Source organism: Paraeggerthella hongkongensis, from assembly GCF_003726035.1.
GTDB lineage: Bacteria > Actinomycetota > Coriobacteriia > Coriobacteriales > Eggerthellaceae > Paraeggerthella > Paraeggerthella hongkongensis.
Map to the genome: position 1 here is coordinate 113,978 of NZ_QICD01000001.1, position 23,722 is coordinate 137,699.

The 23,722-nt window shown below is 61.7% G+C and carries 18 protein-coding genes and 1 tRNA gene; 15 read left to right on the forward strand and 4 right to left on the reverse strand.

The window, feature by feature from the left end; all coding sequences use genetic code 11:
- Nucleotides 1-32: 32 nt before the first annotated feature.
- Complete coding sequence (locus DMP08_RS00485) at nt 33-1,745, reverse strand: FAD-dependent oxidoreductase (protein ID WP_123191057.1); 1,713 nt, start codon at nt 1,743-1,745, stop codon at nt 33-35.
- Between the two features lie 919 nt (nt 1,746-2,664).
- Here DMP08_RS00485 and DMP08_RS00495 point away from each other — a divergent pair.
- From DMP08_RS00495 to DMP08_RS00510, 4 genes are all read left to right on the forward strand, one after another.
- Entirely contained in the window at nt 2,665-4,485 is a 1,821-nt protein-coding gene (locus tag DMP08_RS00495; RefSeq protein ID WP_123191059.1) for a flavocytochrome c, read from the forward strand.
- A gap of 97 nt (nt 4,486-4,582) precedes the next feature.
- The gene (locus tag DMP08_RS00500; protein WP_123191060.1) at nt 4,583-6,049 is read left to right on the forward strand and encodes a helix-turn-helix transcriptional regulator; all 1,467 of its coding nucleotides are present in this window, start codon (nt 4,583-4,585) and stop codon (nt 6,047-6,049) included.
- 114 nt (nt 6,050-6,163) lie between these two features.
- Nucleotides 6,164-6,529, forward strand: coding sequence for a translation repressor RelB (locus DMP08_RS00505; protein ID WP_123191061.1), 366 nt, complete (start codon nt 6,164-6,166; stop codon nt 6,527-6,529).
- Nucleotides 6,526-7,014 (forward strand): type II toxin-antitoxin system VapC family toxin, encoded by a 489-nt coding sequence (locus DMP08_RS00510; protein ID WP_123191062.1) that lies wholly within the window; start codon nt 6,526-6,528, stop codon nt 7,012-7,014. Before DMP08_RS00505 ends, DMP08_RS00510 begins: the two co-directional genes overlap by 4 nt.
- Nucleotides 7,015-7,304: 290 nt before the next feature.
- Here DMP08_RS00510 and DMP08_RS00520 read toward each other — a convergent pair whose 3' ends face one another.
- Nucleotides 7,305-8,084, reverse strand: coding sequence for a 4Fe-4S dicluster domain-containing protein (locus DMP08_RS00520; RefSeq protein WP_123191063.1), 780 nt, complete (start codon nt 8,082-8,084; stop codon nt 7,305-7,307).
- Nucleotides 8,085-8,413: 329 nt separating this feature from the next.
- Between DMP08_RS00520 and DMP08_RS00525 the strand changes: the two genes are divergently transcribed.
- Nucleotides 8,414-9,124 (forward strand): peptidylprolyl isomerase, encoded by a 711-nt coding sequence (locus tag DMP08_RS00525; RefSeq protein WP_123191064.1) that lies wholly within the window; start codon nt 8,414-8,416, stop codon nt 9,122-9,124.
- A 123-nt stretch (nt 9,125-9,247) separates the two neighbouring features.
- Here DMP08_RS00525 and DMP08_RS00530 read toward each other — a convergent pair whose 3' ends face one another.
- Nucleotides 9,248-10,888: a LuxR C-terminal-related transcriptional regulator gene (locus DMP08_RS00530; RefSeq protein WP_123191065.1), complete on the reverse strand. Its 1,641-nt coding sequence runs from the start codon at nt 10,886-10,888 to the stop codon at nt 9,248-9,250.
- A 297-nt stretch (nt 10,889-11,185) separates the two neighbouring features.
- Here DMP08_RS00530 and DMP08_RS00535 point away from each other — a divergent pair, with 297 nt between their 5' ends.
- From DMP08_RS00535 to DMP08_RS00555, 5 genes are all read left to right on the forward strand, one after another.
- Nucleotides 11,186-12,847: an FAD-dependent oxidoreductase gene (locus tag DMP08_RS00535; RefSeq protein ID WP_123191066.1), complete on the forward strand. Its 1,662-nt coding sequence runs from the start codon at nt 11,186-11,188 to the stop codon at nt 12,845-12,847.
- Nucleotides 12,848-12,988: 141 nt separating this feature from the next.
- Entirely contained in the window at nt 12,989-13,648 is a 660-nt protein-coding gene (locus tag DMP08_RS00540; RefSeq protein ID WP_123191067.1) for a cytochrome c3 family protein, read from the forward strand.
- Nucleotides 13,649-13,804: 156 nt separating this feature from the next.
- Nucleotides 13,805-14,452 (forward strand): DNA-3-methyladenine glycosylase family protein, encoded by a 648-nt coding sequence (locus DMP08_RS00545; RefSeq protein ID WP_123191068.1) that lies wholly within the window; start codon nt 13,805-13,807, stop codon nt 14,450-14,452.
- A gap of 237 nt (nt 14,453-14,689) precedes the next feature.
- Nucleotides 14,690-15,883 (forward strand): MFS transporter, encoded by a 1,194-nt coding sequence (locus DMP08_RS00550; RefSeq protein WP_123191069.1) that lies wholly within the window; start codon nt 14,690-14,692, stop codon nt 15,881-15,883.
- Nucleotides 15,884-16,196: 313 nt separating this feature from the next.
- Nucleotides 16,197-17,750, forward strand: coding sequence for a Cna B-type domain-containing protein (locus tag DMP08_RS00555; protein ID WP_161555392.1), 1,554 nt, complete (start codon nt 16,197-16,199; stop codon nt 17,748-17,750).
- Between the two features lie 137 nt (nt 17,751-17,887).
- Here DMP08_RS00555 and DMP08_RS00560 read toward each other — a convergent pair.
- Nucleotides 17,888-17,962: transfer RNA gene (locus tag DMP08_RS00560), tRNA-Val, on the reverse strand.
- Between the two features lie 493 nt (nt 17,963-18,455).
- Between DMP08_RS00560 and cpaB the strand changes: the two genes are divergently transcribed.
- The 5 genes from cpaB to DMP08_RS00585 are packed head-to-tail and all read left to right on the forward strand — an operon-like array spanning nt 18,456 to nt 23,716.
- The gene (cpaB, locus tag DMP08_RS00565) at nt 18,456-19,151 is read left to right on the forward strand and encodes a Flp pilus assembly protein CpaB (protein ID WP_123191071.1); all 696 of its coding nucleotides are present in this window, start codon (nt 18,456-18,458) and stop codon (nt 19,149-19,151) included.
- Nucleotides 19,148-20,533, forward strand: a complete 1,386-nt coding sequence (locus DMP08_RS00570) for a CpaE/TadZ family protein (RefSeq protein ID WP_123191072.1) — start codon at nt 19,148-19,150, stop codon at nt 20,531-20,533. The genes cpaB and DMP08_RS00570 overlap by 4 nt, the downstream gene beginning before the upstream one ends.
- Nucleotides 20,524-21,846, forward strand: a complete 1,323-nt coding sequence (locus tag DMP08_RS00575) for a TadA family conjugal transfer-associated ATPase (protein WP_123191073.1) — start codon at nt 20,524-20,526, stop codon at nt 21,844-21,846. Before DMP08_RS00570 ends, DMP08_RS00575 begins: the two co-directional genes overlap by 10 nt.
- The gene (locus DMP08_RS00580; protein WP_123191074.1) at nt 21,816-22,787 is read left to right on the forward strand and encodes a type II secretion system F family protein; all 972 of its coding nucleotides are present in this window, start codon (nt 21,816-21,818) and stop codon (nt 22,785-22,787) included. The genes DMP08_RS00575 and DMP08_RS00580 overlap by 31 nt, the downstream gene beginning before the upstream one ends.
- On the forward strand, nt 22,787-23,716 hold the full coding sequence (locus tag DMP08_RS00585; protein ID WP_123191075.1) for a type II secretion system F family protein: 930 nt from the start codon (nt 22,787-22,789) through the stop codon (nt 23,714-23,716). Before DMP08_RS00580 ends, DMP08_RS00585 begins: the two co-directional genes overlap by 1 nt.
- Nucleotides 23,717-23,722: the final 6 nt, after the last annotated feature.

Here is a 23,722-nt window from a genome sequence, read left to right on the forward strand (position 1 = left end):
TTGGGAGGGAGGGTTGCTCCGATGCCGTGCGCTTACGCAACGCCCAAGGCGTGCTTGGCGGCGATGCGGGCGAACGTGGCGGTGCGGCCCGCGTTGATGCCCGTGAAGTTGCTGGGGTAGTTGTGGGGGTAGAAGCCGCCCTGGTCGTTGCCGCATACGTACAGACCCTCGATCACGCTTCCGTCCTTGCGCAGCGGCTGCGAGTCGGTGTTCGTGATCACGCCATGGATGGTGACCAACAGCTCGCCGGCGATGCGCGCAGCGTAGAACGGCGGCTGGTCAACGGCGCTTAGACGGTAGGCCGGCTTGCCGAAGTCGGTGTCTTCGCCCGCTTCAGCCAGCTTGTTGTAGCGCTCGATAGTTGCTTTGAAGGCTGCGGTCTGGTCGGCGTCGAACTTCATGGCTTTGGCCAATTCGTCGAGCGTGTCGCACTTCTTGAGCGCGCCGGACTCGATGCGCGGCTCCAGCCAGAACGAGTCCAAGTGCTCTTTCGTGATGGCCTCGCAGTCGTATACGTCGGCATTGAACGCGGTTCCCGAAGGAGCCGGGGCCAGACGAGAGCATCCGCACGTGTCGAATTTCTGGATGTCTTCCCAATAGCTGCCGTCCCAGACGATCCAAGAGAAGTGTCCCGGCTGGTTCGCTCCGCCGGCGTAGCTCATGGGATAGCACTGATCCTCGTTCATGAAGCGCTCTCCGTTGGCGTTCACGTGCAGGAACGGCTGGCTGCCGGGCAAGAAGATGTCGCCGCCCGAGTAGGAGCCGTCGAATTCGGTATCGTCGAACATGATGCCGCGGTTCCAGATCATGCAGCCGCCGCCGGCCTCGAGTTCTGCGCCCGCCCACAGCGCCATGCGGATGCCGTCGCCTTCCTCGTTGATGCTGTCGCGCAGGACGCACCAGTTGGAGTTGCCGGGGCACAGATCCTGCAGCATCTCGTCGTTCGCGCCGTAGCCGCCAGTGCACATGACGATGCCCTTGCTGGCGTTGATTTGGATGGTGCCCTTGTCCTTGGATTCGGCTATAACGCCTGTCACCTTGCCGGATTCGTCCTGGACCAGCATGTTCGCTGGGGTGAGGAACATGATTTGACCGCCCAACTCGTTCAGGACCTCGCTCATTACCTCGAGGTGCGCATAGGCTCCGTAATTGGGGCCGTCGGGGTTGTATTCGCCCAGGCACGGGTTGTAGCACATGGCGGGATAGTAGGCGTGCGGGTCGTCGGGGCAGTGCCATTCGAACGGGAAGAGCATGCCCTTAGGCTCGAGCGTTTCCTTCATCCATTCGATCATCTCGCCGGACTGTTCCGCCCAGGTTTTGTACATGAGCATGTTGGCATCGCCGGACTGCGTTTGGTTCGCATGGTTCAGCAACGTGGGGACGTCTTCGCGATGATCGGGCTCGAGTGCGGAGTTGAGCGCGCCGATGGCCTCGCGGGCCGCTTGGACTGCGCCGCCTTTTTCGAGCACGATGACCTTCGCGCCGTTTTGCGCTGCCGTGGTGGCTGCCACCAATCCGCCGTTGCCGGCGCCGATAACCACAAGGTCGGCTTCTAGCGTCTCGACGATGTCGGTAGGCATGTTCGGTTTGTCGCGCCAGCTGGCCTGAGCGCCGCCGTCCTTGCTGGATGCTGCCCCGTTCGGCGCCTGCGGCGCGCAGCCTGCGAGCGCTCCGGCTGCAGCGAGCGCGCCGGTTGCGCCCAGTCCCGCCAGAAAGTTGCGGCGGCTGATGGTGTTCTCTCCCATTGGTTCCCTCCTCGTTCGTACGATTTCGACGAGTCGCATGCTACGCGCCGCTGTCTGCCGCGTCATCGCGCGGAACCGGGTATATCGGCTCTTGTCCAGGTAAAACGTAGAAGATACCCGAAAACGGGGGAGTGCGGTACAGGGATCCGGCGGCGTCGCCCCTGAGGTTTGAGGGGTTGAAACGAAGGTCTTGGAACCGTTCAAGCCTCCGCGGCAACACGCCGTTTTCTTTGCAACGATACACGAACATCAAGGAATCATGTCGAATCTGTCGCGCAGAAGCTTCATTACCGGAGGTGCCGTTGCCGCGTTGGGTGGGACGCTCGCGCTTGCAGGGTGCGAGTGGCTTTGCGCGCTGCGGGGTAAGGGCGGAGGCGCTACTGCGCCTGAGTTCGCAGGTCTTGCGCCGCTTGTCAAAACGGACGAGTTTTGAGGCGATTTTCCACCCCTGAGAGAGCAGCCTCTCAAACGCGTTTTGTATCTCCCCAGGTTACAGCGGTGCAAGAACTCTTTATCCTGGTTCGAGGACCAGCAAAACTCGCTCGTTTTGACGGGATGAGCGGAACCGGTGCCGCGGCGAACAAAACCGGTGCGCATCGGGGGCTCAGGAAGCCCGCTCGACGCACGACCGGCGCACAGCAAGGCGCACACGCTTGCTTCGCCCTCCAGGAGTCCTCGGTTGCTGCTCATTTTATCCTAGTTCAAGGATGGCTCTGTGGGCGACGCACGTGAAGGCTCGTTTTCAATATCGTTATCTCCCCAGTTCAGCGGCATCACCCCTGAGGTTTGAGAGGCTAAAGCGGGGGTTTTGGGACTGTTCAAACCTCTACGGTGATGCGCCGTTCTCTTTGAGGCGGCTAGCATCGTTGCGGTCGAATCGGGAGTTCGACTGAACGATATGCGAATATAGGAGGGAATCATGTCGAACCTGTCACGCAGGAACTTCATTGCCGGAGGCGCCGTTGCCGCGCTGGGCGGAACGCTCGCGCTTGCAGGGTGCGCGCCGACGGGAAAAAGCGGTTCGGGGCAGAAGGGCGCTTCGGGCGAAGGGGCGCGCGCATGGACCGGCACGGCCAATGGCAAGGGCGGCGAGCTTTCCGTGGAGGTCATCACCGAAGGCGATTCCATCGCCCGCATCAATCTGGTGAAATCACGCGAATCGTACGGCGTGGGAACCGCTGCGATGGATGTTTTGACCGATCTTGTCATCGATAATCAAACGCTTAACGTGGACATGGTGACGGGCGCTACGGTCACCAGCATGGCGTTCATGTCCGCCGTCTCCGATGCTATCGATGCGTCCGGCATGAAGTCGAGCGAATGGAAGAAGCGCGATCGGGCGGTGCCCGACGAGCCCTCCGGTTTGGAAGAATCCGTCGATGTGGTGGTGGTCGGCGCGGGCGGCGCAGGCTACGCTGCGGCCCTTACGGCCGCCGGCGCCGGCAAGAAGGTCGTCTTGCTGGAGAAGCTGGGCATCACGGGCGGCGACACCATTCTTTCGGGCGGTGCCATGGCCGTTCCGAACAATTGGTTCCAGGCGAAGGCGGGCATTGCCGACAGCGTGGAGAAAATGGCCGAGGACATGATCGTGGGCGGCGACCATGTGGGCGATCCCGCCTTGGTGAACGTTATCTGCAATGGCGCCACCGAAGCTTTGGATTGGCTGATCTTCGAAGGCGGCGTGGCGTGGCAGCCTTACGAGCGCTTTTTCGGCGGACACTCGGTTGCGCGCTCGCTGATCCCCGAGGGCAACGAGGGCAGCGGCATCATTTGCAAGCTTGAAAAGCGCGCCGAGGATTTGAAGAACCTTGTGATCTGCCGCAACACGAAGGCAGAAGAGCTGGTCACCGATGCATCGGGAGCAGTCGTGGGCGTGAAGGCAACGAACCTCCTGACGGGCGACGCGCATCAGTTCGCTTGCAAGGCGGTCGTTTTGTCGGCCGGCGGCTTCGGTTCGAACGTTGAAATGCGTATGAAGTACAACCCGGAGATGGACGAGAAGATCCTGTCGACCGACTCAGTGGGCGCAACGGGCGACTGCCACGTGATGGCCGAGAAGATCGGCGCGAACCTGATCGACATGCAGTACATCCAGACGTATCCCACCTGCGATGCGCAAACGGGCGCGCTGCTCTACGTGGGAAACATGCGTCTGGAGAACCGCGCTATCTGCATCAATAAAGAAGGCGATCGGTTCGTGGAGGAGATGGAGCGCCGCGACGTCATCTCCAACGCCATCAAGAAGCAAACCGACGGCATTGGCTACATGCTGTTCAATCAGGCCGGCTTGGATGCTACCGACATCGCAACGGTGAACGCCGCGGAGTTCGATGGGCTGATGGCGCGCAACCAGCTAGTGAAGGGCGATACCATCGAGGCGGTTTGCGAACCTCTTGGCGTCGATGCGGCCGAGCTGGCGAAAACGGTTGAGAAGTGGAACGGGTACTGCAAGGACGGGAAGGATCCCGACTTTAACTACCGTGCCGCGATGCATCCTATTGAAGGCGGCCCTTACTATCTTCTGGCATACAAGCCTTCCGTGCACTACACGATGGGCGGTTTGCATATCGACACCGACGCGCGCGTTTTGGACGGTGCGGGCAATCCCATCCCGGGTCTGTTCGCCGCAGGCGAGCAGGCAGGTCACAAGATGGGCACGAACCGTTTGGGGTCGTGCTCGATCACGGACATTTTCGTATTCGGGCGCATAGCCGGTGCTAATGCGGCGGCCCTTGCATAGCGAGTGATCTCTTAGGGGTTCCTCTTTGCCCGCCCGGCCGATTGCGCCGGGCGGGCGTCTTCTTGTGCGGAAGGGCCGGTTCCTCTATGATTCCCCCATGAGCAGCGACGCGTTCAAAACAAAGAACCCAACTCCATGGACATCTTCGGCAGAGGATTTCTCGATCTTCCCCAAATTCGATCGGGGCATCATGCTCGATAGCCTAGGGCTTTCATGCTATATAGCGTGGAGTTTCGTTTTCTGGAACGGCTCGATTCTGTTTGGCGATTTGCGTCGCGAGGTCCCCGTTGGCGAGGCTCAGGTCTTGCAAGGTCTTCTGACGGCCGTGGCTGCCCTTTTGCTGGCCCTGTTGGCGCGCAGGATTGCCCCTTTGCGCCGTCGGCGCGCGCTTCTTGCGCTGCTCGCGGCGGTTTCCAGCTTGGCTATCGTGCTTGCGGCTTTTGCGGGCTTCGGCAAGGTTCCGATGGGCTGGATGCTGGCTGCGTTCGCGCTGAGCGGCATCGGAAGCACGTTGCGCTTGGGTTGGGAGGAGCGCCTGAGCATGCAGGGGGTGCATCGGACGGCCGTGTGCGCCGGGACGGCGTACCTTTTCGGCTTCTTGCTGTTCGCGTTCGTTTCTTTGCTGCCCGAGTGGCCTGCGCTGGTTGTTTCTGCGTTGTTGCCGTTTGGCGCATTCGCTTTGTTGGCGGCGACCGATCGCGCCGGATCTTCGGGAAGCCCCGCCGAAGCGGACGCTTCCTTTGGCGGCCAGGACGTTCGAGGCTTTCGGGCGCGGGCGTCTTCGGTTCCTTGGAAGCTGATGGCCGCTATTTCCTTGGCGTTTTTCAGCTATGGCGCCACGAGGGTGAACGGCATCGTGGGAGGCTTCGAGGCCGCTGCCGTGTTTCATGGCGCTTTGGCGGGCGCTCCTGCATTGGCTTCGTTCGCGGCGATCGTGCTTGCGTACTTCTTCTATCGGAAGAATGCCATGTTGGCGTTCTATTTAGCGTTTCCCCTGATGGCATTGGCTTCGCTGCTGCCTGCATCGCTTGACCCGTTCGGCGGCGGCACCACGTTTTGCGTGGCGCTCGTGGGGGCGGAGCTTGTCAAGTACTTGGTGTGGTTCCTGCTCATCGATTCCTTTTTCAAAGACGGGCTGGCAGCGTTGTTGTGCTTGGCGCTCATGCGCTTCGTGCAATGGGCGGGAAGCTGCTTGGGCCAGGTCGCGGCGGATGCGCTCCCTACGCCGGAGTCCGTTTCCATTGCCGTGTTGCTGTCGCTTATGGCCGCGTTGTTGATCATCATGGGATCCCCCGCGTCGTTTAAGGGCGTTGCGGTTGCCGAAGATGCCGCCAGCGTTTTGGAGCGGCGGGTTGGCCGGGTTGCCGCGCGTTGCAAGCTGTCTCCGCGCGAGCAGGAGGTTCTTGCCATCTGGGCGACCGGCCATACCGGTGCGTATATAGAAAAGCGTCTGTTCATCTCGAAGAACACGGTCAAGACCCATCTCAATCACATCTACGCGAAAACGAATACGTCCAATCGCGAAGAGCTGCTGCAGCTTCTGGAGTCCGTCGACGTGGGATAAACGGCGAGTCTGACGAGTGCCGAGGTATGGCTGGAAAAGCGGTCACGGTAGCTCCCGGAGGGCTCTTGCGTGCTATACTGCTAGCAGCACCTATTCAGCTTATGGGAGGCGGCTATGGCGGGCACGCAGATGAATCTACGGATCGAGGCGCAGATCAAAGAACGCGGGGATGCCGCGTTGGCGGAAGCGGGCTACACGCCTTCGCAGGCGGTGCGCGTCATCTGGGCGTTCGCCGCCGAACATGCCAACGATCCGCATGCCATCAAGGGTTTGCTGCGGCAGGCGGAAGCCGAGCGTGGTCTTGAGTGCGACGAGCGCATCGAAGCGAAGCGCCGCGCGCTTGAATGTGGTTTGGGCCTGCATGATCGTCTTGCGGCGGCTCTCGGCCCGCTGCCGCCCTGCGATCAGTGCGACCCTCCCGATCGAGAGTTGCGCGGGGAAGCGCTGTTCGGCCGTTGGGAACAGCGAGGGCTTGCATGATCGCCGCGCCCTCGAGACTCCTTCTCGACTCGAACGTGTGGATCGACCTGTTCGCCAGCGACCGTCCTGGACGGGAAAACGCCCAAGCGCTCGTCAGCTGGGCGGTGGACCGCGAGGTGGATCTGCTGTATGCTGCGATCTCGATCAAGGACGTCTACTATCTTCTCGAAGAGCGGGAGAAGCGCAGGATGCGCGCCGCGGGCAAGGAGATCACTCCGGCTTCTGCTGCTGCCATCAACGAGTACGCATGGGGTTGCATTCGCGCTATGGAGGAGATCGCGACCGTTGTTCCCGTCGATCAATCGGATATATGGATCGCGACGAAATATCGCTCGTTCCATGGCGATTTCGAAGATAACTTGCTGCTTGCGGCGGTAGAGCGCTCGAAGGCGGATTTTCTCGTCACCAGCGACGAGATCCTGCTTCGCCATGCGCCCGTGGCGACCGTTGTGCCTGGTGATCTGCTAAAGCTTGTGACGGCTTGACCTTACTTCTCCCGATTGCCTTCTTGTTCCAGCAGAAAGAACGCCTCGATCTCGCGCGGCGACAGGCGGCATCTGCGATCTGGGCAAGGATCTGGACTTCGGCAAACGCCCCGAGGTTGTGGGCGAGGTCATGGATCCGCCGTTCTACGCTGGAAAGATTGTTGCTAGCCTGCTCGCCATGTGCGGCGGTCTGCGCACGAGCACCGATTGCCAGGTGCTCGATGCGAAGGACCTGGCAATCGGCGGCCATCCTTATGCGTGCTTGGTCGGAGGACCGGGTCGTCCTCGAGCTACAAGAACAGTTCCGGCTCTTTTCGTTCGGTGAACTGGCTTTCCAGCATGGCGACTATCCGGTTGGGCAGTTCGCTGTCGAAGTGTTTCGCTCCTTCGGGGCACGCCTTTACGCAAGCATTGCAGCGAATGCATCCGAAGTTGACCTGTGTCGGATCTTCCCGGTCGATCACGCCCATGGCGCAGCGGCGGACGCAGATGCCGCATGCGGTGCAGGAGTCGGTCGTGAGCGGTCGAATGTCCGCAGCAGCGGGATGCTCCTTGTATGGGCGGGATCCCTTGATGCCCGGCGTTTTCTTTTCACCGGAGGCTAGCCGCGCTGCCGCGTCCGCCCCGAATTGCCGGGCAACCGTCAAGTCGGAAGCATCGGGCCGTCCGGCGGCCACGTTGGCCGTCATGGCGTGCTCTCCGATAAACGCTCCGGCAGCCGATACGCAGAACGTTTGGCCAGCAAGCAGGTCGGCGGCTTCCAGCACGGCGTCGTCGTAATGGCGATTGCCGTACAAGGCTATGATGACGGCATGCGCTCCGTTGCCTTGCAGGCGGGCTATTTGGCCGGCCACGAGCGTCGGCACGCGCCCTGCGTAAACAGGGAACCCAAACACGAGCACGTCGTCCGCACCGAAGCTCGCGTTTACGGGTCGAGCGCTTGGGAGCGTGAAATCTGTGAAGGAAAGCTTGCATTCGTGCTGGTTCGCGATCTTTTCCGCCACGGTTTCCGTAATGGTTCTTGTCGTGCGCGTCGGGCTGAAGTACATGGCATGGACGGTTGCTGGCATAGCCTCCCCCTTCGTCTTTTTCGTTTGTCTTATGGTACTCCCGAGTTCCGGCGTCGCGGTCTTGCGCAGGCTCGACAACGGCTCGAATCCATGTCTTGGTGCTCGGGACGGGGAGCAGCCCGCCCGGACGGACCTTGGCCCGGTTTTGGCTGCATGCCTGCATGCGAGCTCTGATATTTGCTTGTTGAACTGGTATCTCGTAAAAATACGATGCTCCATCGGATGTGCGTGGAGGGCGTATCGGTATCATGAAGCGCGATCGAACGAAACGTGCCGCCGCGTGCGATGCGGGGCGGCATACAGGGGATCTGTTTGAAGGAGGAATCAACATGGGACGAATCGTTTTGCCCGAATACACCCCGCATTACCTTCCCAATGGCAACGAAGCGGCCGTCATAGAGACGTCTCGCGGCACGATCCGCGTGCAGCTGGCCGGCAAGGATGCGCCCGTTACGGTCGGCAACTTCATCGAGCTTGCCGCGCGCGGGTTTTACAGCAATTTGAAGTTTCATGCGCATAAGCCCGGTTCTGTGGTGCTGGGCGGATGTCCGACTACGCGTACTTTGGGACCGGCGCAGGTGGATTCGGCCGCCCGCGGTTTGATTCGCGGCATTCATCCTGGCACCGGAGATGCGCGTTACACTATCGTTGATGAGTGGGAGACGAATCCGAACAACAAGCATGTGCTGGGAAGCATGTGTCTGGCGCATAAGTCGGATCCTCATTCCGGCAGCTGCCAGTTCTATTTCTCGCTGTCCGAGCAGCCGGAGTTCGATGACAAGTTCACGGTGTTCGGCCAAGCCGTGGAAGGCATCGACGTGATCGAGCAGCTGACCATCGGCGACATCATCAAGAGCATCGTCATCGAAGGTGCCGACGACGATGCGTTGGCAGAGGCCATCTCTCACGAAACGCCTCGCCCGAAATCGGCTCGAGAAGTGCTCGAAGAACTGGAACGTCGACGTGCGGAAAGCGAAGCCGCCGCTCAAAGCCAAGATGTTGCCGAGGCTGACGGCCTTCCCGTGGAGGGCCAGGCGTAAATTCGCTTGGGCATTGTCGGGGCAAGCGAAACGGCGGGGTGGATGAGACGAAGGGACGGGGTCAATGACTCATTTTCGGCCGCAGGCCAGAAAATGAGTCATTGACCCCGTCCCTTCGTCTCATCAGCTGATCTCGTATCCTTCTACCAGGTCGATGAGCTCTTGCTGCTTGTGCACGTCGAGTTTGCGGTAGATGTTCTCGATGTGGGTGCGTGCCGTCCCCTTCGCAATCTGCAGGTCGCGCGCGATGATGGAGAGCGTGCGGCCGTAGGCCAGCAGCACGATGACCTCGCTTTCGCGGGGCGTCAGGCCGAAGTCCTGCGCTACGGCGGCGCAGCGCGATTCCAGGCGGCCGGAAACCTCTGCTTCGGCGGGTTTCTCGGCGTTGTCCGGACGCGGGTTTTCGGGTTCCCTATCCTTGCGCCCCGAGCGCTTCGTGCCGGAAAGCTGCGTGATCACGCCTTCGGGCAGTACCATGAATGCCACAATCACCAGGCATAACGTTGCCAGCATGGCCACCGCGGTGATCTGAACGCTGCCGTCGGCAACAAGCGGATTGAGAACGCCTCCCGCCAGGTTCCCCAGCGCCATGCCAACGAACATGAACGCTACGCCCAAGCCGAAAATATGCAGTGCGTTCTCGTTCTTGCGGCGCGATACGTCGGCGAACAGAATCCAGGCAAGGATGTCGAAAAACTCGTATCCTATGTTGATGAGCAGGATGGATGCGGCGGCGTGCGTGTCGACGAACAGCGCGATGGCTACGAAGCCCGCCACCATGATAGGCAGAGACAGTCGATAGGTGAGCGAGGGGTCGAACTTGTCCTTGAGCTTGGCCACGATTCCCAAAAACACCACGCCAACCACGATGATCGCGAATATGGCGCTTCCGCCTATGAATGCGAACGGATCGTCTTGCCGGGGCGCGGCGTCGAACAGACGGCAGAGAAACGAGAACGTCATGATGGAGAACATGAGCTTGCCAACGCCCAGGCCCATCTGATGCCGTTCGCTGTTGCCGCCCGCGGTTTCGCACGGTTCGACGGGGGCGTCGGGGGTGGATTCCCCATAAGGTTTTCCGGCGCTTTTAACAAGGGTTCGCCAAGGGCAGCCTGTTCGGTTCGCTTCGAACATCAGAAGGCCAAACGAAAGCAGCGGAATCACGGCGAATCCGACGAAGCTGGTGTTGTCGGTGGACATGGCCGTTACCAGTGCCGTCACGATCGCTGCAGCCGGCGACGCCAGCGCGGCGAATCGCGTGGGATGTCCGGCGAAGCGATCGCCCCAGAGCACTTGCAGGGGGCCTGCTCCAAGTCCGCCCGCCACGAAACCCAAAGCGATGAGCGCTTCGTTGTCGACCCAGATGGCAAGAGGAATCAACAGGCCGCTTGCCAGTAGTGCAAACGGGGTTATTCGAAACATTCCGACGCGAACGGCGTTTCCGTGCTTTCCCTGGCGGTTCACCGCGAACGAAACGATGAGCGCGCTCAAGGCTCCGAACACCAGATACATCCAGTGCAGCGAAGCGGTTGCACCCGCAACCAAAGGTGCTCCCAGGCAGAAAATGATCCACGCGCGGCAGAGGCCGAACCCGATGATGGTAACAAGGTAGTCAAGGGTGAGGGCGTCTTTCGCCGCTTCTGCGGCATTAAAGTCGCCTTCCGATTGCCGCAACGTCTGGTTGGCTTCTTGCTGCGATGGCTTCGCTGTTTCGCAAGCGTCTGCGACGCGGCGATCGTCTTCGCGTTTCGTGCGGTGCGGCATACAGTCTCTCCCCGGTGGTTGTCGCCACGGGCGCGGCAGTACGTCCGCGTCCCTCTCCCGTGTGCATGAGCGTGCGTGAAAATGATAGCACTCATCATACGTAATTGTACCCCGCGAGCCTATCGGATTGACAATCCGATAGGCTGCTGACCTGCAAAATCCTATTCATCATCGGAAGGCGCGCGCAAAATCCGACAGCCCATCAGATGCGCGAGGGGGCCATTCCTCGGTACAGTTTGGCGAGTAAGGACGGGTGCTCAAACGGAGGGGCCCGTTCCACCGAGAAGGAGGAACAGTATGAGCAACGGCATGGAGGGCGGAGTTTCCCGTCGTTCGTTCCTGAAGGGCGCTGGCGTTGCCGCTGCCGCCGTGGCGGGTTCCGCTGCGCTGGCCGGTTGCGCTTCGGGTTCTACGGGCGCGGCAACGGGCGACTGGATGCCCAAGAATTGGGATTACGAGTGCGACCTTCTGGTCATCGGCTACGGCGGAGCGGGCATGTGGGCTTCGCTCATCGGCGCCGACGAGTGCGGCCAGGAAGTCATCGTGCTGGAGAAGGCTCCCGAGCGCGGCGGCGGAAACAGCTCCATCAACAACGGCGAATGGACCATCGTCGAGGAGAGCGAGAAGGATCGCTTCAAGAAGTACATCAAGGCGTTCACGCATGGCAAGACTCCTGAGCCGATGATCGACGCTTGGGTCAACGAGTGCGCTCGCAACACCGAGTACGCCGACAAGTACGGCATGACCTACGAGGTGACCGAGGTTGCGCTGGCCGGCGCCATTCCCGAGTACTACTTCCTGGACGACAACGCCTACGAGGGCTCCTGCAAGCTGTCCTCCGTCGACGGTTTCGGCATGCTGTCCTTCCACGAGCTCGACGCCAAGCGCGAAGAGCTGGGCGTGCAGCTGTTCTTCGACTGTCACGACGAGCGTCTCATCCAGAACCCTGAGACGAAGGAGATCGTCGGCGCGTACACGATGATCGGCAGCGAGGAGAAGACGGTCAAGGCTCGCAAGGGCGTCATCCTCACGCTGGGCGGCTTCGAGTTCAACGAGGAGCTGAAGAACGAGTACTTGAAGTGCTATCCGTTCAAGTTCGAGGGCTGGCAGTTCAACACGGGCGACGGCATCAAGATGGTCGAGGACGTGGGAGCGAAGCTGTGGCACATGGACATGGTCATCTCCATGTACTCCATGTGGACGCGCGACCCGGAGAACGACTTCTCCATCCTGTACTTCATGCCCGGCTTCAGCTACTTCAATGTGAACCGTCTGGGCAAGCGCTTCGTGGACGACACAGCCATGGGCTCGCCGCACAACGGCTGGCACACGTTGCTGCACTTCGACGACGCCATCGACGACTACGATCGCATCCCCACGTGGTGCATCTTCGACCAGAGCTGCTTCGACGCCGGCAAGCTGTCCACCAGCCAGGGCGACTTCTTCGAGTGCGGCAACTTCGCTTCCGATCTGCCCGATTCCGTGCGTGCATGGGACGGCTGGAGCCAGGACAACAAGGCCGAGGTGGAAAAGGGCTGGATCATCAAGGCCGACACCATCGAGGAGCTTGGCAAGAAGATCAAGGAATTCGACCACTGGATGGACGTCGATGCCTTGAAGGCCACGTTCGAGGAGTATCAGGGCTTCTGCGCGGCCGGCAAGGACGCGCGCTTCGACCGCGCGGCGAAGAGCCTCGTGGCGCTGGACGGCGGCCCGTACTACGCCATCTCGGTGTACCCCGGCTCCTGCTCCACGCTGGGCGGCCCCATGAAGAACGAGAACGGCCAGGTGCTGGATCCGCAGCGCAACCCCATCCCGCGTCTGTACGCGGCGGGCTGCTTCGGCAACTTCCAGGCGCACAGCTACGGCATCACCGGCGGCAACAACGCCGAGAACCAGGTGTGGGGCCGTATCTCCGCTCGCCATGCTGCCGGTTTGGACGCATGGGACGCGAAGTAGCATCCCTGTAGCAATCGTGCGGGCGCCATCCTCCCCGGATGCGCCCGCCGGTTCTTGGTTCGGCCCTGCCGCTTTGCGCGGCGGGGCCGGATGAACGACCGCTCCCTTCGAGGAGCTTTCAAGACGAGATAGGAGTAACGCATGACCGTGCAAGCACACACCGCCGACAAGCGTCTTGTCGTGCTCGCCGTCCTCGGCGTCGTCCTCGCGCTGGCGGCCGCTATGTGGTCGCTGGCCGGCTGCGCGCCACAGGAGGCTTCGCAGGCCCCCGCGCAATCCGAGGACAAGGGCTCCGGCGCGACGGCCATGGACGGACAGCCCGTCAACTGGACCATGGAGTCCGACTGCTCTATGTGCCATACGGCTGAGGCCGAGTCTGCCACCGATGCCGCTTGCCCGCAGGGCGCGGCTCACGGGGCTCAGAACGTGACCTGCGTTCAGTGCCATACCGAGCAGGACGTTCTCAAGACCGAGCATGCCGACGTGAAGTTCGGCGACAAGACGTCTACGAAGGCGACCGTCGTTACGGTTGATCCCGCCACGTGCGAGTCGTGCCACGGTACGATGGCCGACGTTGCGGCCAAGACCGCCGACTCCAAGGCGCTGACCGACGACAAGGGCACCACCGTGAACCCTCACGACATTCCCGCTGGCCAGAAGCACGACGCGAATCCGCCGACGTGCACGAGCTGCCACAACAATCACTCGAAGGCGCTTGCGAAAGACGCGATGAAGTATTGCGCGCAGTGTCACCACCGCGGCACGTTCGAGTGCGGCACCTGCCACGAGCTGCGCGAGTAGCCGACAGGAAAGCAACCAAGCATATCCGCTTGTGGGCGGCAACCCTCCCTCCCCGTCGCCCGCAAGATAGTCGAAGACCCGGCCTCCTCCCTCGGCCGGGTCTTTCGCGTTGCGCAGGGTTGCTATACTGGTTGAAACAACGACGAAGGAGCGGTCATGCCGGTGTTTCGATACGGGGAAGAAGAAACGGCGTACCTGGCCGCGCGCGATCCGCGGATGGCCGAGGTCATTGCGGCGGTCGGACATATCGAGCGCGAGGTGCATCCGGATTTGTTCGCCGCTCTTGTGAACAGCATCGTGGGACAGCAGATATCGACCAAGGCGCAGGAAACCGTTTGGAACCGCATGCTGGATGCCTTCGGTACGGTGTCTCCCGAAGGCATCGCGTCGTGCTCCGAGGACGAGCTGCAATCGGTGGGGATCACGTATCGCAAAGCCGGCTACATCAAGGGCGCCGCCGAGCGCGTGCTGGCTGGCGAGATCGATCTGGAGGAGCTGCACGGCCTGTCCGATGACGAGGTGTGCCGGCGGCTTTCGAAGCTTCCCGGTATCGGAGTGTGGACGGCGGAAATGCTCATGCTGTTCTCCCTGCAGCGTCCCGACATCATGAGCTACGGCGACCTGGCCATTCAGCGTGGTCTGCGCATGGTGCACCATCATCGTCGCATCACGCCTCAGTTGTTTGCGAAGTATCGGCGGCGGTATTCTCCGTACGGAAGCGTGGCCAGCTTGTATCTGTGGGCCGTAGCTGGAGGCGCGGTTCCCGGTTTGCGCGATTGGGCTCCGAAGGAAAAGAAAGGGTAGGGGCGCGAGGTTTTTCGGCTTCATTCGTCTTGGAGCCTGTGCGCTGACGGCGAACCGGTTCGCGACGTTCCGTCGACTTTGATTCGACGGTGAGCTCGATTTCTTCGATCCTGGGGGACATCTCTTTTTCCTCGATTGCAAATTATGCTTGCCATCAGGCGCAACGCGCTTCTATAATGGCGCGGGGCCACGTGATTTCAAGGGGATGCTTTCGGGTTTCAGCAACGGGGAGGGCGCATGAAAAGGCGGTCGCTATCGAAAGGCCAGGCATTTCGCGGGTTCTTCGTTGCCACGGCGGCGTTCTTCGCGGTATTCGCCTCCACGGCCGTTCCCATTCCTCTGTACGCGACGTATCAGGCGACCATTGGCTTGACGAATACCGAGATCTCGTTCACGATGCTCGCTTATTTGAGCGGCGTCATTCTGACGCTTTTGCTGGCGGGCCGCTTGTCTGATGCGCTTGGCCGCAAAGCTACGACTTTCGTTGCGCTGTTGCTGGCGGTGGCTGGCTGCACGTTGTTCCTGTTCGCCGCCGATGCCGGCGCTATCTTGACCGCGCGGTTCGTGCAAGGAGTTGCCGGCGGTTTGGCTATGAGCGCCGTTTCCGCGCTTATCGTCGATTGCATTTCCGATTATCGGATGGGCTGGGGTTCGGCTATGGCCAGCTGCGGATCTATGGTGGGCATCATGCTGGGTTCGCTTGGCGTGGGATTTCTCTATGGCGCTACGACCAGCACCGATATTGTGTACGGGGCGATGATCGCCGTTTTGGCGTTGATCGCTTTGCTTTTGCCGCTGGTTCCCGAGCCGCTTGAGAAGCGGGTTTCGTGGCGGACGGCAACGAAAGTGCGCGTGCTGGTTCCTTGCTCGGCTCGGATGCTGTTCTTGATTTCCGGGTGCGTCTACATTGCCACCTGGAGCGTAGGGACCTTCTTCCAGTCGTTTTCCGCTCCGCTCTCCGTGGAGTGCTTTGCCGCCGATTCGACCCTGACCGCTTCCCTTGTATTGGCATGCGCTATGGCTCCGAGCGCGCTCGGCGGTCCGCTGGCGGCGCGGTTGGCCCCCATGGTCGCCTTGAAGGCGGGCGTGCTGCTGTTTGCCGTCTCCACTGTTTTGCTGTCGCTTCTCCTGGCGGCTGGATTCCAGGCGGCGTTTCTGCTGGCGGCGGTGTCGTTTAGCCTGTCCATGGGGATATGCGTGTCCACAACGTTGCGCATGTTGCTGTTGGCGGTGGATGTTTCCGAGACGTCGGCCATTATCTCATCCATCAATTTGACCGCGTATGCGGGCACGTCTGCGCTGAGCGTCGTTATGGGCGTGCTGGTGGGCATGTGCTCCTTTTCGGATATTCTGGCTTTCCTAGCCGTTATGACCGTTGTCGTAGCGGGCGTGGTCTTCGCTTACGACAGAATGTCTGCCAAGGCTCGTTGACGGTTGACTTCGCTCGAAATGCTTTTCCTTTGCTTTCAATACGTGTTCGCCTTTCCTTACTTTCTGCTGTTTTATGCGGTTTGCCTGGGGCAATGCTTTGGTTTCTTAATTGTTGATTCGCGCTATTTTTGCTAGGATGCGCCTCAACATCGCGCAGGGCGTTGCAGAAAACGCTGTGCTCGCCGCATGCGAGGGCTGCGCTGCTTCGGATCTCGCACGTTCCCTTCGCGCTTGCTGCGCGTCTTGCGAATTCGGAATGCGCGATGTTGCTCGGTCGAATAAGCGGCCGGTTGAATCGAAGGAGTCGGCAACGATGGCGTTGAAGAAGGTTTTCTGCATGCTTGCGGCGGCTGTGGTCGCGTCCTTTGCGTGGACGGCGATCTTCGGTGCTGTTGCCGCGCAAGCTGACGAATGGAACGACGAAGAGACGCAGACCTCGACCTTGTACTTTGCCTGCGTCATGGCGCAGGGAGCTCAACCTGCTTTGGTTGACCCGGGGAACATGGCTTCGGGCGTGGAGGGCACGCTGTACGATGACGCTGGGGCAGTGGTGGCGGTGGCGTCGTCGTCGGGCAACGGGTACCTGGTGTTCAAGGGCCTGGCATGGAACGGCACGTACACGTTCAAGGTGACCGACATGCCTGACGGGATGTTTCCCGTGCGGCATCAGTACAAGGCGGGATCGGACGAATACCTGATCACGGTCACGTCGCAGGGATGGGTTCTGGTTGACGGGAAAAGCGGAAACGCTGCGGCTCCGACTCCGTCCTTTCCCGGCGTGAACCATCTTGGGGGCAAAACCCCGTTCAAACTGTATTTTGATCGGCTCCCCTCTGTTTCCAAGACGGTGAACGGCGTCGATCGTATCGAATCCGAACCTGGCGATGAGCTTGTGTTCGAGGTTACCTCGACGTTGGGATCGGCGGTGGGGTATGCGTTCAGCTTCCTGCCGGCTGCTGATCTGCGCATTTCCTACGATTCGGTCGTGTTGAGCGATTTGGTTGATCCTATGCTGCAGGTTGAGCGCGTGGAGTGCTTTCTGGACGGGGTTCTTCTTGCTCCCGAGGAGTGCGCTATCGTTCAGGAAGACCGCGGCGGCAAGGGGACGTTCGTCTCCGCAGCGCTGACGCGCGAAAAGCTCGCGCAGCTTGTCGTGAGCTATCCGGAAGCCGCTTCGTCTCGTGAGGTCGTCATGAGGGTTTCCGTCGTTTTGAAGGAGGAGGCTCGACACCCGATCGAAAACGAGGGGACGTTCACGATAAACGGGTACGGCGCGCATAGCAACGTGGTTGTTGTGGTGCCGTCGACGATCGAAGTTCCCGCGCGCAAAGCATGGGAAGGCGTGTCAGACAATTTCCCGGCCGTTGTTTTTCAGTTGCTGAGAAACGGAGAGCCTTACGGTGCGCCCGTTGTTCTTGACGGGACGGAAGACGAACTCGAGCTTGCTCCCTGGCAAACGGTGTGGAGGAATCTTCCCAAGGCGGATATGCAGGGCCGGCCGTTTTCGTATACGGTGAGCGAAGCGTTCGTGGATCCGTCGGTTGCCGCTTTGTTCGAGGTGGACTATGCGTACGGCACGATTGCAGATCCTTCGATCGTGGTGACGAACAGGGCGCTTCCGGTGGTTCCGGACGAACCTGAGCCCGGCCCTGGACCGGACCCGGAGCCCAGCCCCGATCCGAAGCCCACGCCCAAGCCCGATGCTCCAAGCAACGAATCTCCGCGTCCTCTGCCTCAAAGCTCGCAGGTCAAGGCAATTCCGAAGACGGGCGACGGCTTTGCGTACGCGGATGCTGCTGCGCTTGCGGCGCTGTCCGGCGCGGTTGCGACGTGTTCTTTCTTCAGGTGGCGGCGCGGCGAAGCGTAAGCTGAGCTTTGCCGTACGGGCGCTAGACGTTTGCTGGCGGTTGGACCCGGATTCGGGCTTGGCTCGTTCGCGCCCCTGGACCAGGGGTTGAGAAGTGCAGGAAAAAGGCCAGACGATCGTCTGGCCTTTGAAATTCATGGTGGGCGATGAGGGATTTGAACCCCCGGCCTTGTCCTTGTAAGGGACCTGCGCTCCCGCTGCGCCAATCGCCCGAAAAACGTTCCGCCTTTCGGCGGGTTCCCATTCTCCCATAGAAGTTGCCATTGCGCAAATTGTTTCGTGCATGTTTTGCTCGATCGGCGCCTCTCTGCACAAGAATTCGACGTGAAGTCGTCCCTGCCTGGTTCGGGTCATCGCCCTACGCGATCGAAGCAGGTGGAAAGAACGCGGCATGCGACGTCGGTTCGCTCCTTGCTGATTTCAACCTCTCGAAACGATGCGCGGATTCGTCTTGCACGGGTCGACCGCGCCTGTTTTGTCGTCGCGTTGACCTGCGGCGTTGGTTTTGTGCTAGATCCGCGCTAGATCCGCGCTTGATTTGAGGGGTAACCCTGCTGGAACGCCGTGGCAATTCCGCTTGAAACGGTTGTCCATAGTGCTGGAAACGTCTTGGATCTGGACGGTTTTTCAGGGAGAGCTGCGTCATGTATCTGCTAGATGAGCTGGTCATACTGGTAGTAAGGAACCGGATGGCGAGGGGGTCTCATGAAGCGGGGCAAGACGATGGCGGTAGGCGTGGTGTGCGGTTTGGCATGCGCGGCGTGCGTACTTGCCTATACGCAAGGCGTGCGCGGCGAGGCGGACGCCGCCCGCTCCGAAGCGTTGGCGCGCTACGGAGGGGAGCAGTTGGAAGTATGCGTGGCGAAGCGCGATATCGCGGCGGGCGAGGTTGTCGACGCCGGACTGATAGAAGCTCGCTTATGGGTGGCGGACCTTCTTCCCAGCGAATCCATTCAGGACGTCGAAAAGGTGATCGGACGCAAGGCGTCCTCGACCATTCTTGCGGGCGAGGTTCTTTCGGAGCGCCGTTTTCGCGATTCGGGTGCGCAGCTGGAGGTGCCCGAAGGTTTGACCGCGGTCAGCGTGCCGGCAAAGGATGTGCAGGCTGTCGGGGGCGCCGTCGCGTCCGGGTCGCGCGTCGACGTGTACGCGACGGGAGGGACTTCGACCGAGACGATCGCCAAAGACGTTCTCGTGCTGGCTACAAGCGCAAGCGCTGCGAGCGGTTCGTCGGAAGCCAAGATGTCGTGGATAACGGTGGCTGTCGAGCCGGAGTCGGTGCAGGAGCTGGTTGCCGCTTCTCAGAAAACGGAACTGTACTTCGCGTTGCCGGCGGCGAGGGCAACGACGTCTGTCGGCGATTCCGGTTCGAACGAAGGAAAAGGAGGCGATGGGAAATGACGATGCCGTCGGTAGCGCTTTGTGCAGATGCCGTTTGCTTGCAGCATCCGGAAACCATGGGGCTTGCGGGGGAGAACCTGCCGTCCCAGGCATGGCTGCGCCTGTTCTCCTCTGCTGAGGATGCGCGCACGTTCTTGCGCGAAGATCGCCTGGTCGATGAGGTGTGGGTGGTTTCAAGCGAGGATGTGGCGCCCGTCAACTTGGCGGCTACGTTGAAAAGCGACCGACCGGACAGGGTCGTGTGCATGCTGGCCTTCCAGGAGTCGGGGTCGCTCAAGAGCCGCGTGAGCGCAACGGGGATCGATGCGTTCTTGACGCGGCAGGCGTTCTTGGGGCGTTACGCGCAGCGCAAGCGCCGCGCGGCAGCGGAAGCCGTTTCCGCATCGGGAGCGCGGGTCGAGGGGCCTGCGCGAGCGGGGAACCAGGCTTTTTCCATAGCCTCGGCCGCAACTGCATCCGCAGCCTCAGCTGCGGCGTCGGCTCCAACGTGCGCTTTCCAGGACTTCGCGGCGAGCCGAACCCGGTCGTTTCCCGGTGCTTCGTCCGCGTCTGCCGTTGCGGTGCGTTCCGGATCGGCGTTTCTCATGCCGGTGGTAAGCGGAAGCGGAGGGGCGGGGAAAAGCAGCATCTCGACGATCGCCGCCTTGCTGTCGCAGGGACTTGGCTTCGACACGTTGCTGATCGATTTCGATTTGCAGTTCGGCGACGTGCCCGACTTGCTGGGAGTTCGAAGCCCGCTGCGCATAGAGGACGCTCTGGCCGCGCCCGCTCGCCTTTCCGGTTTGCGTCCGGAGGGCCGCATGCCCGCCTTGCTGGCTGCTCCCGAGCGTCTTGAGGATGCGGAGGCCGTGGTGCAAGCGGCGCCTCAGCTTCTCGACGAGCTTATGAAGCGCTTCGACGTGATCGTCTGCAACACCGGCGCCGCTTGGGCCGAGCAGCATGCCGTGCTGCTCGAACGGAGCTCGAAGGCGCTCTTCCTTATCGATCAGAGGCCTTCTTCGCTGCGCGCCTGTCAGCATGCGCTTGATTTGTGCGTACGGTGCGGCATCGCCACCAGTCCGTTTCTCTTCGCGTTGAATCGTTGCGCCAAGAACGCTCCGCTCACGTCCATCGACGTATCGTGCGCGCTACAGGGCGCTCATGTTGCGGAGGTGAGAAACGGCGGGCGGGACGTTGAGGAGTTGCTGGGCGCGGGTATGCCGTTTGACCTGCTTGAATCGAAGAACGACCTATGCACAAGCCTTGAGCGGCTGATGCTCGAAGTGCTTCCCAATGCAAGCGCCGTTGCGGGCGAGAGCTTGTTCGGCGCACGAGGATCGGGGTTGCGGCTGCTGAAGGGAAGGCGCTCGCGGGGAGGAAAGCGAGGGTCGTCATGTCTTTGAGGGGACGCGTGCTTGCCGTGGATGGAGGATGCGCTCAGAGGGACCGCGTTCGCCCGTTTGGCCTGGAGGATTTGAGAAGCCAGATCCAGCGGTACGTCTCGATAGACGATATCGCTTCGATGATGGCCGAAAATCCTGGTCGAGCGCGCAACGAGTTGAAGTGCGCCTGCCGTCAATCGTTCGAAGATGCGTCGTGGGCATCGCTTTCCGAGGATCGTCGCCGCACCTTGGTCGAGCAACTGGTCGACGAGGTTTTCGGGTTCGGCCCGCTTCAACCGTTGCTCGCTGACGACGAGGTCACCGAGATCATGGTGAATGGGCCCGACAGCGTGTATTTCGAGCGTGAAGGGAAGCTGCACCGCAGCGATCAGCGCTTTGCAAGCGTCGATCAGCTGAGGGCGTTGATAGACCGCATCTTGGGTCCGCTTGGGCGTCGCGTCGACGAGGCGTCGCCGCTGGTGAACGCACGCTTGCCCGAGGGGCATCGCGTGCATGTGGTGATACCTCCGCTTGCGCTCGACGGGCCCGTTATGACCGTGCGCAAGTTCGCCAAGCGCGTCATGAGGCTTGAGGACATGGTTGCGCAAGGGTCTTTCGATCAGGTTATGCGGCAATGCTTGGTGTGGGCCGTTCGCGCGCGCAGGAGCATCGCGGTGTCCGGGGGCACCGGCAGCGGCAAGACCACGCTGCTCAACGCGCTTTCGTGCGCGCTTCCGCAAAGCGAGCGCATCATAACCATCGAGGATTCTGCGGAGCTTCGGTTCCTCGAGCATCCGCACGTGGTTCGCTTGGAGGCCCGCCCTCGCTCTGCGGAGGGCACGGGCGAAGTGCCTATCCGCGAGTTGGTCATCAATGCGCTGCGGATGAGGCCCGACCGTATTGTGGTGGGAGAATGCCGCGGGGCGGAGGCGATCGACATGCTGCAGGCCATGAACACGGGCCATGACGGGTCGCTGACCACCTTGCATGCAAACTCCCCGGTCGATGTCGTGTCGCGGTTGACCACGATGGTTCGATACGCGGTGGACCTTCCGGTGGACGTGATCGAGTCGAACGTGGCAAGCGCCTTCGACGTCGTCGTGCAGACGACCCGCTCGCTGGACGGGCGTCGATTCGTTTCCGAAGTGGCTGAGCTGGAATTCGATCAGGAACGGCGCCGCTGCGAGGTGCATACGTTGTTCATGCGCGAGTCTTCGTCCGATGCGGGCGCATGGGCGGCTGCTCCTCGATGGCTTGACCGGTTGCCGCGCATGGGCGTTGCCGATTGGAAGGAGGTCGAGCGGTGGAAGTCTATGGCGCGCTTGGCGGCGTAGGGGCGCTTGCGGCATTCGGGTTCGGGCTTTCCGCGGTGCTCGCGGCGAGCGGGCGCCCTCTTGCCCCGATCCTCGGATCCGCTTCGGTTGCAGCTCGAGAAAGAACGGGCCGCCTGGCGTGGCGGTTGAGAAACGGGGTTCGGTGGGCGCGTCCTGCCTCCCGGTGGCTGCTGCGGTGGCCTGGCTTGGATGATTTGGCCAAGGAGGCGGTTCGGGTTGCCCGGTCTCGTGGTTTTTCGGCTTCCGAGGAATCCCTGCTTTCCGTGTTCGTGGCATGGGCGGGCGCGCTTGCGGCGGCTTTGAGCTTGGCGACGTCTTCTTGGGCGTGCAGCGCGGCGGTTTTGGCGTGCTTGTGCGCGATGCTCGCTGCTCGGCTGAGGGCCGTGCGGGATAAAAGGCGCGATGCTTTGCGGGAATCCGTTCCCGACGCTTTGCAGTCGATGGGCGCGTGCTTTCAGTCGGGGCTGTCTCTTATGCAGACGTTCCAGCAGGTAGCCAACGAATCGAAGGGTCCTTTGAAGGAGCTGTTCGAACGTGCGGCCGGTCGCATGGAGGCGGGACGCGGGGCCCATGAGGCGCTTGAAACGCTGCGAAGCCGAGCGTCGGTGCCCGAGCTGGCGTTCGTCGCGGTTGCGCTGGACGTGCAGCATCAGACGGGCGGCAGCATGCGGCAGGTGCTCGATGCCGCGCGGGACATGGTGGAAGGCGAGCTGGATTTGAAGAGGTCGCTGCGCGTTCAAACGGCGCAGGCCAAGCTGTCGGCGCGCGTGGTAAGCGTCATGCCTTTTGCCCTGATAGCGGTTTTCTCCCTTGTCAGCGAGGGGTTTCTCGAGCCGTTTTTCGAAAGCCCCCTGGGCGTGGGGCTTTTGGCGCTTGCGCTTGGGATGCAGGCGGCGGGCGTGCTTGCCGTGCGGCGCATGCTGGCCGTGGAGGTGGACTGATGTCGTTCGCGGAGCTTTCTTTCGTCTTGGCTGCTGGCGCGGCTTCGGCGGCCGGGGTCGGCGGATGGTGCTTCGCCGCGGTGTGGGCCGATGCGCGGGCTGTAGCTTATCGGCGCAGGCGTGCGTGCGTCTCGCTGGAGGCGGAGCCGATGCTCGCGGCGCGCGGGGTCGTTGGCTATCTGCAGCGATTGACCCGGCTGCTTGCCTTGGGCGCCACCAGACCGCTTTCGGGGGGCGCGCGTTTTACTGGCGCGCAAGCCTGGTTGTCCGAGCATGCAGGGAAAGCGGGTTTGAGGGACGGCGTGTCCGCGCAGGGGTTCGTCGAGGCGTCCGTGCGCCTCGCAGGCGCGGGCATGCTGGGCGGCATGGCAGCGGGATCGTTGTTCTCGGTGGAGCTGGCGGCAATCGGGGCGCTGGCCGGGGCGGCGGCGGGGGCGGCGTCTCCCGCGCGGGCGGTTCGCAGGGCCGAGCGGCAGCGCGTCGAAGCGCTTGGCAGAAGCCTTTCGGAAATGCTCGAAGTGGTGTCTTTGGGATTGCGAAGCGGGCTTTCGTTCGATAGGAGTTTTCAGCTGTACGGGACCCATTTCAAGACCCCCTTCGCTCGGGAGTGCGTTGCGGCGCAGAGGGCTTGGACGTCGGGGCTTTCCACCAGGGAGGAGGCGCTTCGCAGCTTGGCCGCCTCCTACGATGCGCCCGCGCTTGGGCGGGTGGTGGAGAGCGTGGTCAGGTCGTTGCGCTTCGGGACGTCCCTCGTGGAGATCCTGGAGGCGGCTTCGGCGGAAGCGCGCGCGGACCATCGCGCTCGCGTGGAGGAGCGCGTGGCGAAAGCGCCCGTGAAGATGATGGTGCCTACGGGGACGCTCATCCTGCCAGCCATGCTGCTGCTGGTTTTGGGCCCCGTGCTGTTGGAACTGATGGAGGGGTTTTGAGATGGC